The organism is Megasphaera sp. DISK 18, assembly GCF_001682955.1.
Lineage (GTDB): Bacteria > Bacillota > Negativicutes > Veillonellales > Megasphaeraceae > Megasphaera > Megasphaera massiliensis.
The window spans coordinates 26,074-40,672 of sequence record NZ_LUGJ01000006.1 but is presented as its reverse complement, the minus strand read 5'-3'; the positions used below and the strand labels follow the sequence as shown (position 1 = coordinate 40,672).

Sequence of the window (14,599 nt, the reverse complement as noted above, 5' to 3'; positions counted from 1 at the left end):
AGAGACATATCTATATACTCCTTTCAGTTCTTCGTGGTGGTTGAGCTAACTGGCAGTGTTGGATATGTCTTATTTTATATAAAACAAGGGGTCTTGTGAACAGGAGTGTCCACAAGACCCCAACATTTATTATAGAACCTCTTTTTATTCATAGCGCAAGGCTTCGATCGGATCGAGTTTGGCAGCTTTTCGCGCCGGATAGATGCCGAAGAAGAGGCCGATGCCGACGGAGAAGCTGAAGGAAATAATAATCGGTGCGGCCGTAATGACCGTCTCAAAGAGGCCCGACTCGGCAATGGCTAAGGCGATGCCGACGCCGCAGGCGACGCCCAAGAGGCCGCCGATGACGCCGATGACGACGGACTCGATGAGAAACTGCATCATGATGTTCTGGAAGGTAGCTCCCAGGGCTTTGCGAATGCCGATTTCACGGGTTCGTTCGGTAACAGATACCATCATGATGTTCATGATGCCGATCCCGCCGACGACGAGGGAGATGGCGGCGATACTGCCTAAGAACAGGGTCAGCATGGTCGTCGTCTGGGTCATCGTTTCCATGAGGCTGGTCAGGTTGCGGACGTTGAAGTCATCTTCCTTGCCGTTGGTGATGTGATGACGCTGGCGAAGGAGGGCTTCGACTTCCGATTGGACCTGTTCGATTTTATCGGCACTGGAGACCTGGATGTTGATGGATTTGATGTAGGTAATGCCCAGCAATCGTTCTTGGGCCGTCGTCAAGGGTACGATGACCATGTCGTCCTGGTCTTGGCCGACGGAAGACTGGCCCTTGCTTTCGAGGACGCCGATGACTTTGTACGGCTGGTTGTTGATGCGGATCGTCTTGCCGACAGGATTGGTTTCATCAAAGAGGTTGGTAGCGACTGTCGTACCGATGACGGCGACGCGGTTTCGCGAGTTTAAGTCAGATTGGGTGATGAAGGATCCCGACTGGACGGTAAGCGAACGGATATGAAGGTATTCCGGCGTAACGCCGTAGACCGACGTATTCCAGTTCTGGTTGCCGTTGACGACTTGGTATGAGCTGTTGACCGTCGGCGACACGTAGTCGATGTTCTTAATCTGTTTCTTGATGGCTACGGCATCGTCGTATTTCAACTTTTTATTGGAGCCGGCTGCCGAGCGGACGCCGCCGCTGTTGGCTGAGCCCGGCATGACGATGAGCATGTTACTGCCGAGGCTGGCAATGGAGTTGGTGACGTTTTGGCGGACGCCCATGCCGATGGAAATCATGGCGATGACGGCGCCGACACCGATGATGATGCCCAGCATGGTCAGTATGGAACGCAGCTTGTTTGATAAGAGCGCCGTAATGGCAATTTGGACGCTTTCACTAAATAACATCCATGACGACCCCCTTTCCGGCATCTTTGGTAATCTTACCGTCTGACAAGAGGAGCTGACGGGTCGCACAAGCGGCGATTTCCGGTTCGTGGGTGACTAAGATGATCGTCTTGTGGTCTTCGTGGAGCTCTTCAAAGAGGCGCATGATATCTTTGGTCGACTTCGTATCGAGGTTGCCCGTCGGTTCGTCGGCCATGATGATGTGCGGGTTGTTGACCAAGGCTCTGGCGATGGCCACACGCTGGCGCTGGCCGCCGGAGAGTTCATTCGGCTTGTGATGGGCCCACGTTTCAAGGCCGACGGATTTCAGTTTATCCATGGCCCGTTCGGTCCGCTCTTTGCGGCCGACACCGGCATAGACCAGGGGCAGGGCGACGTTGTCGAGGGCTGTAATTCGCGACAGGAGGTTGAAGTTCTGGAAGACGAAGCCGATGTGCTGGTTGCGGACGACGGCGAGTTCATCGTCGTTGAGGTGGGCAACTTCCTTTCCTCCCAGCTGATACGAGCCGGCTGTCGGCCTGTCGAGGCAGCCGAGGATGTTCATCAGAGTCGACTTCCCCGAGCCGGAAGGCCCCATGAGGGCGGCAAATTCCCCTTCTTCAATGTTGAGGGTAATGCCGGCTAAGGCGGCGAAGTCTTCCCCTCCGATATGGTATATTTTTTGGATACCTTGGAGTTCAATGATGGGATTCATAGCCAAGACCTCCCTTACATGGGCGGCGGCCCTTGACGGCTGCTGCTCTTCGAGGAAGATGAAGAAGACTTGCTGGCCGTGTAGGAAATGGAAACCTTATCGCCCTCGGTGAGCCCTGACAGGATTTCGACGTAGTCACTGCTGTAGATGCCCGTCTTGACCGGAACCTGTTCGGTCGTGCCGTCATCCTTGACGCGAAGGACGTAAGAGCCGGAATCATTGGTCTTCAAAGCGGCGATGGGGACGACCAGGGCATCTTGTTTTTCCGATGTCGTAATGTCGACGCGGGCCGTCATGCCCAGTTTCAAGACGTCGTCAGGATCACTGACGTCGAGGGTGACGTAATAGTAGATGACGCTGGCCGAAGAGCTGGAGGAACTCGACGAGGACGAAGACGACGAGCTGTTCGTATCCCAGGTGTTGCTGGTATCAGTCTTAGAAATCTTCGAGACGCGGGCCGTAAAGGTGCGGTCTGTATAGGCGTCGACCGTAAAGGTCGCTTCCTGTCCTACTTGGACTTTTCCGATATCCGTTTCGTCGACTTGGGCTAAGATCTGTTTGCTTGACGTATCGGCAATGCGCATGATGACCGTCGGGTTGCTGTTGCCCTGAACGGCCATGGTACCGACCGTCTTCGGTTCGCCGACGACGACGCCGTCCATGGGGGCCGTAATGACCGTTTCGGCTACGTCTGATTCAGCTTCTGACAAGGTACTGAGGGCCGTATCGTAGTTAAACTTGGCCGTGTCCAGATCCTGTTTTGTTCCGGCGCCGAGCTCATACAGCTTTTCAGCTCGTTCATATTCCACCTTGGTATTGGTGACCTTGTACTGAGCCTGGTCGCGCTGGGCTTCATAATCTTTACCGTCTAAGATGGCGACGGTTTGACCGGCCGTGACCGAGTCATTTTCCTTGACCAAGACCTGGCTGATACGGGCCGTGATCTTCGGCGATACTTCGACGGAATCGACGGGACTGATGGTCCCCGTGGCCGATACGGTCGACTTCAGATCTTTACGGACGACTTCAGCCGTTTCAACGGCAGAGGCTTGTTTTGCCTGCTGCTGACCTTGGTAGTAGGTATACCCGTCAAAAGCAAGGGCGGCGATGACGACAGCGGCAATGGCGATTTTCAGGCGCTTGTCTATTCTCATGATATCACTCCAAACGTATAATACTTGAAATTTGCTGCCAATAGTAATTTTTAGTTTATAATCAGTACCAGTATAGCATGGTACTGGTTGAAGGATAAAGAAAAAGCGCGCAGTTATCGTAAAGTGAGTTAAAACTGTGATAAATCTTCGCTTCTCCATAGGGTTTTTCGAAAGAATGTGGTATACTGAGATAGGTTATTATTTATAACAGTATTTATAATAGAAAGGTTTGATACTATATGGTAAATGAACGAAAGACCTCAGCCTTTTCCAACGGCTTGCTGTGGTTTGGCGCAGGGATTTCCATTGCAGAAATCTTGACCGGCATGCTCTTGGCCCCCTTAGGCTTTGCCCGGGCCTTGGAAGCGATTATCCTCGGTCATATCATAGGCGGCATCATCATGTACCTGGCCGGCCTCATCGGCGGCCGGACGGGAGGCAGTGCCATGGAAACGGTGCGCATCTCCTTTGGTACGCAAGGTGCCAAGCTCTTCGCCGGTTTGAACGTCATCCAGCTTGTCGGCTGGACGGCCGTCATGGTAGGCAGTGCAGCTTTGGCTGCCAACACCATCGCAGCCATCGGCATGTCCTGGTGGAGTATCATTATCGGTGCTTTCATCGCCTTGTGGATTATCCTGGGCCTCAAGAATCTCAGCAAGGTCAATGTCGTCGTCATGGCAGCTTTGTTTATTTTGACGATTATGCTCAGTATGGTCGTTTTCCAAAACGGTACGCCAACCGTTCCGGCCGGTGAACTTACCTTCGGCGGTGCCGTCGAACTGGCCGTCGCCATGCCCTTGTCGTGGCTTCCGATTATTTCAGACTATACGCGGACGGCTAAGAAGCCGGTCTTGGCAACAGCCGCCAGCTGCGGTGCTTACTTCGTGGCTAGTTCCTGGATGTTCATCATCGGCATGGGCGCGGCTCTCTTTACGGGACAGGACGATATTGCCGCCATCATGCTCCAGGCCGGGATGGGAATCGCCGGTATTCTCGTCGTCTTACTGTCGACGGTTACGACGACTTTCCTCGATGCCTTTTCTGCCGGCGTCAGCTTCCAGAGCTTAGCTCCCAAGGCCTCCGATAAGATCATGGCTCTTGCCGCGACGGTTCTCGGTGTTGTCCTGGCTGTGTTTGCAGCTCCTGAACAATTCCAAGATTTCCTTTACCTCATCGGCTCGGTCTTTGCACCGATGACGGCCATCCTCTTGGCAGATTTCTTTATTTTAAAGAGAGACCATACGGCAGAAAGTGTCAATTGGCTTAACATCGTTTTATGGCTCCTCGGCGTCATCTTGTACCGTTACTTGCTCAGCGTCGACACGCCGGTCGGTATTACCGTTCCCGTCGTCGTCATCATCATGATTCTCAGCACGATCATCCATAAGGTTGTCAAAGTCTGAGTATGAATCCCTTTAGCGAATAGTTAGGTTGCCGAATTAATCTGGCGATTCGGTTGACGCAGAAGGGAGAAACGTGTAAACTTATAATCAACAACTGATAATTGTTATTGAAGTCTTTTAAAGGAGGCTTTCATTATGAATAAAGGATACACGTTCGACGATATGATTAATACCATGATGCCCTTGCCCTTTGACGGCTCGGCAAATGGTGAAGGAATTTACTGCCGCGGTCAGGCCCTCGTCGCTTCGATGAGCGAACAGAAACAGGCCGTCCGTCAGGAAAAAGAAAAACACGGCTTTACTCTTAAGGGAATTTTCTCCCGTTACTGCATCGACTAACATCTCTCCATAATCTCATAAAAAGGTTTGTGTGACTTAAAAGCAGCTCCGTTTGGGGCTGTTTTTTTTTAGGGGCCTTTGGATGAATGACGCCTCCTTTTTTGGGATAATAAATATAATTGAGGGAGGCTGCCTTCATTGGCTAATTCGATGTGCCGGCGCTTCCGGAAACGGAAGACAACTTCAGGTACGTTTTTGTCGATGGGACGATACTGAAACTCGTCTCTGATGAGGCAGTTATCGTCGGAGTCATCCGCTATCGGTATGATGGGAGTATCGTCGACGCGGGCCGATACATCCTGATCACCGCTGGCGGGGACTGACGGCGAAGCTAATAGCCGTCGTAGATTCAGTCTGTGTGGAAGGATAAGAGCCTATATACGTGTACTAAAAGCGGGCCCCTATCAGGTTCTACGAAAAATGGGATATCACAGCCGGTTCGGGGGAGGTTACAGCGAAGATGGACCTGTCTCTTGTTTATATATGAAAAAAAAAGTAAGGTCCGGACAACAGAAAAAGAGCAGCTGCACCGTTTGTGGTGCGGCTGCTCTTTTGGCATTACTGTGCTTTGTTGTTACTGTCTTCCTGCTGTCTTCGTGCTTCTTCCGACGGCTGTCGCGATGTTTCTTCACTTCGGGACTCTGCTTTTTCGTCGGTCTTTTCTTTATCGTCGGAGTCTTTCTTTTCTGTATCCGACGCTTTTTTTGCGTCGTCTGTGACGCGGGCGCTGTTATTGGAGAGGGCTGCCCGGGCGCGAATCCGTTCCATACCTGCCGGAACGGAAAATTCCCGGTCTTGTTCGTCTGATGCAGCAGACGACATGTAGTCTTTCCAGATTTCAGCCGGAATGGTGCCGCCGTAGACTTCGCCAAGGCTGTGTGAACCCGTATCGTCACCGATCCAAACGGCCGTTACGATATCCGGTGTATAGCCGACGAACCAGGCGTCTTTATTGTCGTCTGTCGTACCGGTCTTGCCGGCGGCCGGGCGTCCGAGCGATGCGGCGGTACCGGTGCCGTAGTCGATAACGCCTTCTAACATGACGGTCATTTCATAGGCTTCTTTTTCGGACATGACGCGAGTCTTGTTTTCCTCTTTTTCGAGGGTTGATTCATCTTCAAGGACGTTGCCGTTGCGGTCGAGAATTTTGATGATGGCCGTCGGTTTGACGTGAACGCCCTTATTGGCAAAGGTGCCGTAAGCACTGGCCATTTCAAGGGGCGTGACGCCTCGGGTCAGACCGCCGAGAGCCATGGCCAGGTTGTCATCCTTATCGTCGAGGGTGGTGATGCCCATTTTTTTTGCGTTGGCAATGATGTTGCTGAGGCCGACACGATCGGCGAGCTGGACGGCAATCGTATTGACCGAGTTTGCTAAGGCGACGCTTAACGGCATCGAACCGCGGTAGGAGCCGCTGGCATTTCTCGGGCTCCAACTGCCGTAGGTAAGGGGTTTATCTTCCATCGTCGTATCGGGCGTCATATCATGCTGCAGGGCTGTGAGATAGACGAAGGGCTTAAAGGCGGAACCAGGCTGGCGGACGGCTTGGCTGGCGCGGTTGAAGCTGTCTTGACCGCGGCCGCCGACCATAGCCAGGATGTAGCCGGTCTTGGGATCGATGGAGACAATGGCGCCTTGCGGTTGAGTCAGACCATTTTCATCGGTATAGTTGTCCGGCAGGTTGTGAAGGGCCTGGACAGCGGCATGCTGCTTGTCGACGTCGAGAGTCGTGTAAATCTTCAAACCTTCTTTGTAGAGAGCGTCGTCACCGTATTTTTGAGCAACTTGCTGGGATACGTAATCGATGAAGGATGCATTTTCATCGCTTTCTTGAGCCTGGTGGTTCTTCGAAAGGTCGAGATCCTGGTTCTTGGCCTGTTCGGCTTCCGAGGCGGAGATGTAGCCATACTTGACCATCTGGTCGAGGACGACGTTGGTCCGTTGTTTAGCTTCATTCAGGTTATTGAAAGGAGAGTAGTAGTTCGGGCTCTTGGGAAGGCCGGCCAAGAGGGCACACTGGGTCAGGGTCAATTCACTGACGTCTTTATTAAAGTATGTCTTGGCAGCCGTCTGGATTCCGTAGGCGCCTTGGCCGAAGTAAATCTGGTTCATGTACATTTCGAGGATTTCTTTTTTACTGTACTTCTGTTCGATTTCTAAGGCCAGCATGGCTTCCTGAATCTTTCGCTTCATCGTCTGTTCCTGAGACAGGAAGGCATTTTTTGCGAGCTGCTGCGTAATCGTACTGCCGCCCTGGGCGATACCGCGGTTGGTCAGGTTGGTGAACAAGGCGCGGACGATGCCGATGGGATCGATGCCGATGTGCTGATAAAAACGGTTGTCTTCGGCTGCGATAAAGGCGTTCTGCAGATTTTGCGGAACCTTGTTGATATCGATAGGAAGCCGGTTCTGATCGGAATGAAGGGTTGTGATCAGCCGCCCGTGGGCATCGAAGACCTGGGACGATACGGCAGGCCGCATGCTATTGCTTACCGTCGGCAAGCTTTGATAAGCAGCAAAAATATAGCCAAACCCTAAGCCGGCAAAAACGACAAGGCATAAGGCGATAAAAAGGCGGATGCGGCGGAATGGACCGGCCTCTTTGGCTTTTTTTGCTCTGCGTCTGGGTGTATACATTTTTTCCTCCTACATGACGTTTGTACTCATTATAAGGTTATTATATATAAATTGAAATATTACTAGCTTCTTATTATACCACAATCGGCTTTATTATCCTATATATATGGAAGAGGTTGAGAAACTTTAAAGTAACCCCTGTTTTTAAAACGTTTTACGCTACACTGAATATGAAATATTTTTATATATAGTATACTCTTGTAAAGAGAGTATCATGTCTTTTTGAAAAAACTATTGACATTGTGATATTATTAGCGTACTATAAACGTATGAAAAAGACAATTTAGCATATACGGTTTAATGAACCGGCAGGAGGTAAAGAAGATGGCAATGGATAGAGAAAAGGCGTATGTATTATGGTTTGATGAATTGCGTAGAGCTGACGTAGCTCTCGTAGGCGGCAAATCGTCGTCTCTCGGTGAATTGACGTCCCAGACGGACGTTCCCGTTCCTTATGGTTTTGCAACGACGGCTGCCGGATACCGTCATTTTATGCATGAAACGGGCATGGATGTGAAGATTCCGGAATTATTAAAAGGGTTGACCGACGTGGAAGATGCCGTTCAGCTTCGCGATGTGACGGCAAAAATCCGTCAGGCTATCTGTGATGCTCAGATGCCGGCCGACTTAGCGGAAGAAATTCGCAAGAGCTATGAAGAATTAGGGAAGAAAGTCGGCGAAGCGCAGCCTTTTGTTGCCGTCCGCTCCAGTGCTACGGCGGAAGACTTGCCCGATGCCAGCTTTGCCGGTCAGCAGGACACGTACCTCAATGTCCAGGGGGCCGATATGGTCATCCAGAAAGTAAAGGAATGCTATGCTTCGACCTTTACCGACCGAGCCACTTATTACCGCACGAAACAGGGTTTTGACCATCTGTCCGTTGCTTTGAGTGCGGCTGTCCAGATGATGGTGTTCTCCAAATCGGCCGGTGTCATGTTCACCGTAGATTTGGTTACCGGTGACGATACGACGATTACCATTGAAGGGGCCTGGGGCCTTGGCGAATACGTCGTCCAAGGGACGGTTACGCCGGATAACTTCAAGATTCGCAAGGAGGATCTGTCTATCGTGTCGCGAATGGTCAATACGAAACCTGTTGAATTAGTCCGTAAGCCCGGCGGCGACTGTGAAGAACGCCTCGTTCCGCCGGAACTGCAGAAACAGCAGGTCATTACGGATGAACAGATTCGAGAACTGGCTCAATATGCTAAGAAGATTGAAAAACACTACGGCTGCTACATGGATATGGAATGGGGCGTCGATGAACGGACCAATAAGGTATGGCTCCTTCAGGCTCGTCCGGAAACGGTTTGGTCGAAGAAGAATAAAGAAAAGGCCGAAACGGCTGCGGCACCTGCTGCAGTGACGACAGACCGCAAGGTCATCGTAAAAGGCCTTCCGGCAAGTCCGGGCAGTGCTGCCGGCAAAGCTCACGTCATCCTCGATCCGTCGAAGATTGCGGAATTCAAAGACGGAGAAATCCTGGTTACGACCATGACCGCCCCCGATTGGGTTCCGGCTATGAAGAAAGCCAAAGCTATCGTCACCGATGCCGGCGGTATGACCTGCCATGCTTCCATCGTCAGCCGCGAATTGGGCATTCCTTGTATCGTTGGGACCAAGAGCCGCAGCGTCGAATCGACAACGGCCATTCCCGACGGAGCTGAAATCACTGTCGACGCTACCAATGGCATTGTCTATGAAGGCGTCGTCGCCGACTTGATCAAACCGCAAGGTTCAGAAGCTGCCGGTGGTGCTTCCGGTACGACTGTCGTCGCTGCCGAATCGGTACCGGTTACGGGCACTAAGATTTATATGAATCTCGGCAATCCTGACCTGGCTGAAAAATACGGCGCTCTTCCTTGTGACGGCATCGGCCTCATGCGTGAAGAATTTATTTGGACGACCTTCATTCATGAACATCCCTTATATCTCATCGAAACGGGCCGTCCGGACCACGTCGTCGACCAATTGTCCGAAGGGATCCGCAAAGTCTGCCAGGCCTTGGCTCCGCGTCCGGTAACCCTGCGCCTGAGTGACTTTAAATCGAGTGAATACCGCAACCTTAAAGGCGGCGATAAATATGAACCGGAAGAAAGCAGCGCTCTCCTCGGCTGGCGCGGTGCATCCCGCTACTACGATCCTAAATACGTAGAAGCCTTTAAACTTGAACTGCAGGCCGTTCGTAAAGTCCGTGAAGAATATGGCTTCAAGAACCTCAACGTCATGATTCCCTTCTGCCGCCGTGTCGATGAAATGCAGAAAGTTGTCGACCTCATGGCACAGGAAGGCCTCCATCGCGGTCCGGACTTTAAAGTATGGCTTATGGCTGAAATTCCGTCGAACATCATCTTAGCTGACCAGTTCAATCAGTTCGTCGATGGCTATTCCATCGGTTCTAATGACTTAACGATGCTGGTCATGGGTTGTGACCGCGACAATGATACCGTAGCGCCTCTCTTTGATGAACGGAATTTGGCCGTCAAACGAGCTATCCGCCATCTCATCGAAGTGGCCCATAAGGACGGTAAGACCGTTTCTATCTGCGGTCAGGCACCGAGCGTTTATCCTGATTTTGCAGAATTCTTGGTCAAGAGCGGCATTGACTCCATTTCCGTCAATCCCGATGCCGTCATCTCGACGCGTAAGCATATTGCCCAGGTCGAACAGCGAATCCTCCTCGATTCCTTGACCGGAAGAGGCCGTGTTGACACAGAAGATTATACGTGGTAATCGTCCCGTGACGAAGTGAGCCGAAGAAAGGCGGTCCAACGAAATGATTGGACCGCCTTTTTCGGGTAGGACTATTCGATATGATGTGACTATAAATAATGTATACTTTATATCGCGGATTATCCCTATATATGATATGATAGTAAGCGAATGAGAGTGCTATTGGTACATAGGAGGTGAAAAGACGCTATGTTATCGGAACGTCAGGAAAAAATTTTACAGATTGTAAAGGAAAACAGTCCGATTACAGGCCAGCATATTGCCAATCGCCTTCATGTGACACGGGCGGCCCTGCGCTCAGACCTGGCCATTTTGACGATGCTGGGACTGATTGATGCGCGTCCGAAGTTAGGCTACTTTTTTACAGGCAATAAGGAAAAAGACCTGCTTTCGCGGGCCATTACGGATATTACCATCGATTCCTGCCTGTCTCAGCCGGTCATCGTCGGCGAGCATACGAGCGCTTATGACGCTATTATCGCCATGTTTACAGAAGATGTGGGGACGGTGTTCGTCGGGACCGACAATATCCTGGCCGGCGTCGTATCGCGAAAGGATTTGTTGAAGACGGCTATGGGCAGCAATGATTTGAGGACGCTGCCGGTGAGGATGGTCATGACGCCGGTGAGCAAGGTGATCTATGTACAGCCTGATGAAAAGGCTATCGTCGCCGCCCAGCGTTTAAATGAATATGAAATCGACTGTCTGCCTGTGGTCAACGTTATCACCAGTGATGAAGATGATAAAAAAGAACTGCAGGTCATCGGAAGAATTTCAAAGACCAATATTAACCGCCTGTTTGTAGAATGTGGGTTAGGGAGGAGATAATCTTGGAAAAGCCGATTATTTACGCTTGCTCCGACTCCCTGGGTGAGACGGCAGAACGCGTCGCCCGGGCAGCGGCAAGCCAATACGACAAACAAGAATTTAATATTATCCGTGTACCGTATATACGCTCGGACCAGCAGATCGAAGAATTGGTCCGCAAGGCAGAAGCCGATAAGGCCATGATTTGCTATACCATCATTTCTCCGGCTTTGCGGCGCAAATTGAAGGACCTTACGGCCGATACGGACGTCACCGTCGTCGACATCATCGGGCCTATGCTGTCCGGTGTCGGCACATTGACCGATACAGAACCGACGTTGAAGGCCGGGATGATTCATCAGCTCGACGAAGAATACTTTAAGCGTGTCGAAGCTATTGAATTTGCCGTAAAATACGATGACGGCAAGAATCCCATGGGCTTTTTGAAGGCCGATATCGTCATTGTCGGGGTATCGCGGACCTCGAAGACGCCCTTGTCCATGTATTTGGCACACAAACGGGTCAAGGCAGCTAACCTTCCTCTCGTACCGGAAGTCAACCTGCCGCCTGAATTGTTCCAGATCCCGGCCCGTAAAATCGTCGGCCTGATTATCGATCCCTTTAAACTGAACTTCATTCGTTCGGAACGGCTGCGCAGTATGGGGCTCGATGCCAATGCCAGCTATGCCAATATCGAGCGGATCAACGAAGAATTAGAATATGCCAGAGGTGTTATGCGGCGCCTCCATTGCCCGATCATCGACGTGTCGTCGAAAGCTATCGAAGAAACGGCTAATTTAGTCATGGAAATCGTTAAACGAAATAAGGAACTATACCCTGATGAGGGATAAGCCCTTCCGGGGAAAATAAAAAAGGATTCGGTCTGAGGACCAATCCTTTTTGTTTTTACTCGTCTGGAGGACTCGATTCCTTGTGATGAAGGGCGGCGTTTTCGGTATCTTTTTGACATTAAAAAAGCGCTGCCTTCGTAGGCAACGCTTTTTCGATAGTCATTAAACATCACGCTGGACTTTGCCGGAACGAAGGCAACGAGTGCAGACGTTAACTCGTTTAATTTCGCCGTCGACGATAGCGCGGACTCGCTGGATATTCGGTTTCCAGGTTTTTTTCGTTTTTACATGGGAATGGCTGACATTCATGCCGCTCATTGTTCCTTTACCACATACTTCGCAAAAGTTTGCCATTAGTTACACCTCCCTGCACCATCACAGTACAACGTATAAATCTTATCATAAATCATAGGGCAACGCAAGTTTTATTTATAAAAAGCCTACAAAATATGATACAATAAATGAAAGTTCTTGACAAGGAGTTTTTTTATGGAATTTTCTATTCGTGATATTAAAGGCATCGGACCGCGTAAGGAAGCGCTTTTTGCCCGGCTGCATCTTACGACGGTGACCGATCTCCTGCAGTATTTTCCCCGCGATTATGAAGATCGCAGCCACGTTTGGCCAATCGGCCAGGCGCCGTGCGGTACCGGGGAAGCCGTCTTGTTATGCGGTACCGTGGCTTCCGTTCAGGAGGCACGTCCGAGACGGGGACTGTCGCTGTTGAAAGTTGCCCTCAGCGACGGAACCGGGGCTGTCGAGTTGGTTTGGTTCAACCAGGCCTTCAAGAAACGGCTGTTTAAGGTCGGCATGACTCTGACCGCCTTTGGGAAATTAGAATGGGCCTACGGCCGGAGACAGATGAATTCGCCCGATACGGAAGAAGGAAGGGTGGAAGGCTCCGGGTTTGTCCCCGTATATGGCCTGACGGACGGTTTGCGGCAGCAGGATGTGAGAAAAGCCGTCCGCGGGGCCCTTGATATAGCGGCGGTTCATTTGGACATCCTACCCGGTTGGGAGGCAGGGCGCCATTCGGATTTTTCACAGATGCCGTCCCTGGCAGCCTATGAAACGATCCATTTTCCGCCCTCTATGGAGGCAAAAGAAGGGGCTCGCCGCCAACTGGCCTTTGAAGAACTCTTCGATATGCAGCTCGGCCTCTTATTACGTCGTCACCGTGAAGGGAAGCGGCAGGGCATCAAATGCGGCCCCAACGGCCGTCTGCTCCGCGCTTTCTATGAGCACCTGCCTTTTAGGCTGACCAAAGGACAGACGAGGGCCTTTTTAGATATCCAAAATGATATGGAAAGTGAAGTGGCCATGCAGCGCCTTGTCCAAGGGGATGTCGGATCGGGGAAAACCGTCGTCGCAGCCCTGGCCCTGGCCAAAATCGTCGAAAACGGCTACCAAGGGGCGCTCATGGCGCCGACGGGGATTTTGGCGGCTCAGCATTATGAAGAATTTCTCCGGTTATTTGACAGCCTCGATGTCAGCATCGCCCTTTTAACCGGCCGGACGACGGCTAAAGAGCGGCAGCAGCTCTTAGAAGACCTTCAAGAAGGTACGATTGATATCCTCATCGGAACTCATGCCTTGATCCAGGAAGATGTCGTCTTTCGCAGCCTGGGATTGGTCGTCACTGATGAACAGCATCGCTTCGGCGTTCGTCAACGGTCGGCCCTGGCCCGGAAAGGGCAGGAGCCCCATGCTTTATTCATGACGGCAACGCCCATTCCCCGGACCCTCACGTTGTCGCTGTACGGCGATCTCGACGTGTCGTCCATCCGCGAACTGCCGCCGGGACGAAAGACGGTTAAGACCTACGCTGTCGGTGAAGCCTTGCGCCGGCGGGTCTATACCTTCATGGACAAGCTCATGGAAGCCGGCCAGCAGTGCTACGTCGTCTGTCCCTTGGTAGAGGCCTCGGAGTCCGTCGACCTTCAGGCCGCGACCGACCTTTACGAAGAGCTGCGTCATAAATTCTTTAAGAACCGCACGTGCGGCCTCGTTCATGGCCGCATGGCCGGAAAAGAAAAGGAGGCCGTCATGGAGGCCTTTCAAAAGGGAGATATCGACCTCTTGGTAGCGACGAGCGTCATCGAAGTCGGCGTCAACGTTCCCAATGCGACCGTCATGTTCATCGACGGTGCTGAGCGCTTCGGCCTGGCCCAGCTCCATCAGCTTCGCGGCCGTGTCGGACGCGGTGATTTGCAGGCTTACTGCATCCTTATGGCCAAGGGCGGCAGTGACGAGACGAAACAGCGGCTCAAATGGATGGAAACGATTCACGACGGCTTTACCCTGGCTGAAAAGGATTTACTTCTTCGCGGCTCGGGACAGCTTTTTGGCTATCTTCAGCACGGTCTGCCCGACTTAAAGGCTGCCGACATCATAAACGATATAATTATCTTGGAAGCGGCCCGCGATGAAGCACGGCAGTGGTGGCAGACCTCGGGAAATCCGGAGGTCGCAGAAGAAGCGCTGAAGCGGCGTTTTGGCAAGTCCTTTGCCGGACTTTTGAACAACTGACGAGAAAATTGCTCTAAAATTATGTACAGAACAGGTGATTTCAGTTATAATAAGGGATAAGCTATTTAAGGGGATTTACCCCTTTTATTT

Annotated in this window: 11 protein-coding genes; 6 read left to right on the top strand and 5 right to left on the bottom strand. The window is 51.6% G+C overall.

From position 1 onward, the window contains the following. Positions 1-144: 144 nt before the first annotated feature. From A0U42_RS01465 to A0U42_RS01455, 3 genes are read right to left on the bottom strand one after another with little or no spacing between them, the layout of a single operon-like run. The gene (locus A0U42_RS01465) at positions 145-1,362 is read right to left on the bottom strand and encodes an ABC transporter permease (protein ID WP_044503215.1); all 1,218 of its coding nucleotides are present in this window, start codon (positions 1,360-1,362) and stop codon (positions 145-147) included. Next, the gene (locus A0U42_RS01460; RefSeq protein WP_065359589.1) at positions 1,352-2,056 is read right to left on the bottom strand and encodes an ABC transporter ATP-binding protein; all 705 of its coding nucleotides are present in this window, start codon (positions 2,054-2,056) and stop codon (positions 1,352-1,354) included. The genes A0U42_RS01465 and A0U42_RS01460 overlap by 11 nt, the downstream gene beginning before the upstream one ends. A gap of 14 nt (positions 2,057-2,070) precedes the next feature. After that, complete coding sequence (locus A0U42_RS01455; protein WP_065359588.1) at positions 2,071-3,210, bottom strand: efflux RND transporter periplasmic adaptor subunit; 1,140 nt, start codon at positions 3,208-3,210, stop codon at positions 2,071-2,073. A gap of 239 nt (positions 3,211-3,449) precedes the next feature. On the opposite strand from A0U42_RS01455, the gene cytX reads away from it, so the two are divergent. Together cytX and A0U42_RS01445 are read left to right on the top strand one after the other, a co-directional pair. Next, positions 3,450-4,613: a putative hydroxymethylpyrimidine transporter CytX gene (gene cytX, locus A0U42_RS01450; RefSeq protein WP_065359587.1), complete on the top strand. Its 1,164-nt coding sequence runs from the start codon at positions 3,450-3,452 to the stop codon at positions 4,611-4,613. 135 nt (positions 4,614-4,748) lie between these two features. Then, a complete protein-coding gene (locus tag A0U42_RS01445) occupies positions 4,749-4,952 on the top strand; it encodes a hypothetical protein (RefSeq protein ID WP_044503211.1) in 204 nt (67 codons plus the stop codon). A 558-nt stretch (positions 4,953-5,510) separates the two neighbouring features. On the opposite strand, the gene A0U42_RS01440 is transcribed toward A0U42_RS01445, so the two are convergent. Next, on the bottom strand, positions 5,511-7,589 hold the full coding sequence (locus A0U42_RS01440; protein ID WP_065359586.1) for a transglycosylase domain-containing protein: 2,079 nt from the start codon (positions 7,587-7,589) through the stop codon (positions 5,511-5,513). 330 nt (positions 7,590-7,919) lie between these two features. On the opposite strand from A0U42_RS01440, the gene ppsA reads away from it, so the two are divergent. The 3 genes from ppsA to A0U42_RS01425 all read left to right on the top strand — a co-directional run bounded on the left by ppsA (position 7,920) and on the right by A0U42_RS01425 (position 11,980). Next, on the top strand, positions 7,920-10,322 hold the full coding sequence (ppsA, locus tag A0U42_RS01435; RefSeq protein ID WP_065359590.1) for a phosphoenolpyruvate synthase: 2,403 nt from the start codon (positions 7,920-7,922) through the stop codon (positions 10,320-10,322). Positions 10,323-10,511: 189 nt separating this feature from the next. Continuing rightward, on the top strand, positions 10,512-11,150 hold the full coding sequence (locus tag A0U42_RS01430; protein WP_044503208.1) for a helix-turn-helix transcriptional regulator: 639 nt from the start codon (positions 10,512-10,514) through the stop codon (positions 11,148-11,150). 2 nt (positions 11,151-11,152) lie between these two features. After that, complete coding sequence (locus tag A0U42_RS01425; protein ID WP_044503207.1) at positions 11,153-11,980, top strand: pyruvate, water dikinase regulatory protein; 828 nt, start codon at positions 11,153-11,155, stop codon at positions 11,978-11,980. 162 nt (positions 11,981-12,142) lie between these two features. On the opposite strand, the gene rpmB is transcribed toward A0U42_RS01425, so the two are convergent. Continuing rightward, entirely contained in the window at positions 12,143-12,334 is a 192-nt protein-coding gene (gene rpmB / locus A0U42_RS01420) for a 50S ribosomal protein L28 (protein WP_044503206.1), read from the bottom strand. Positions 12,335-12,469: 135 nt separating this feature from the next. Between rpmB and recG the strand changes: the two genes are divergently transcribed. Beyond that, a complete protein-coding gene (gene recG, locus A0U42_RS01415; protein ID WP_065359585.1) occupies positions 12,470-14,509 on the top strand; it encodes an ATP-dependent DNA helicase RecG in 2,040 nt (679 codons plus the stop codon). Positions 14,510-14,599: the final 90 nt, after the last annotated feature.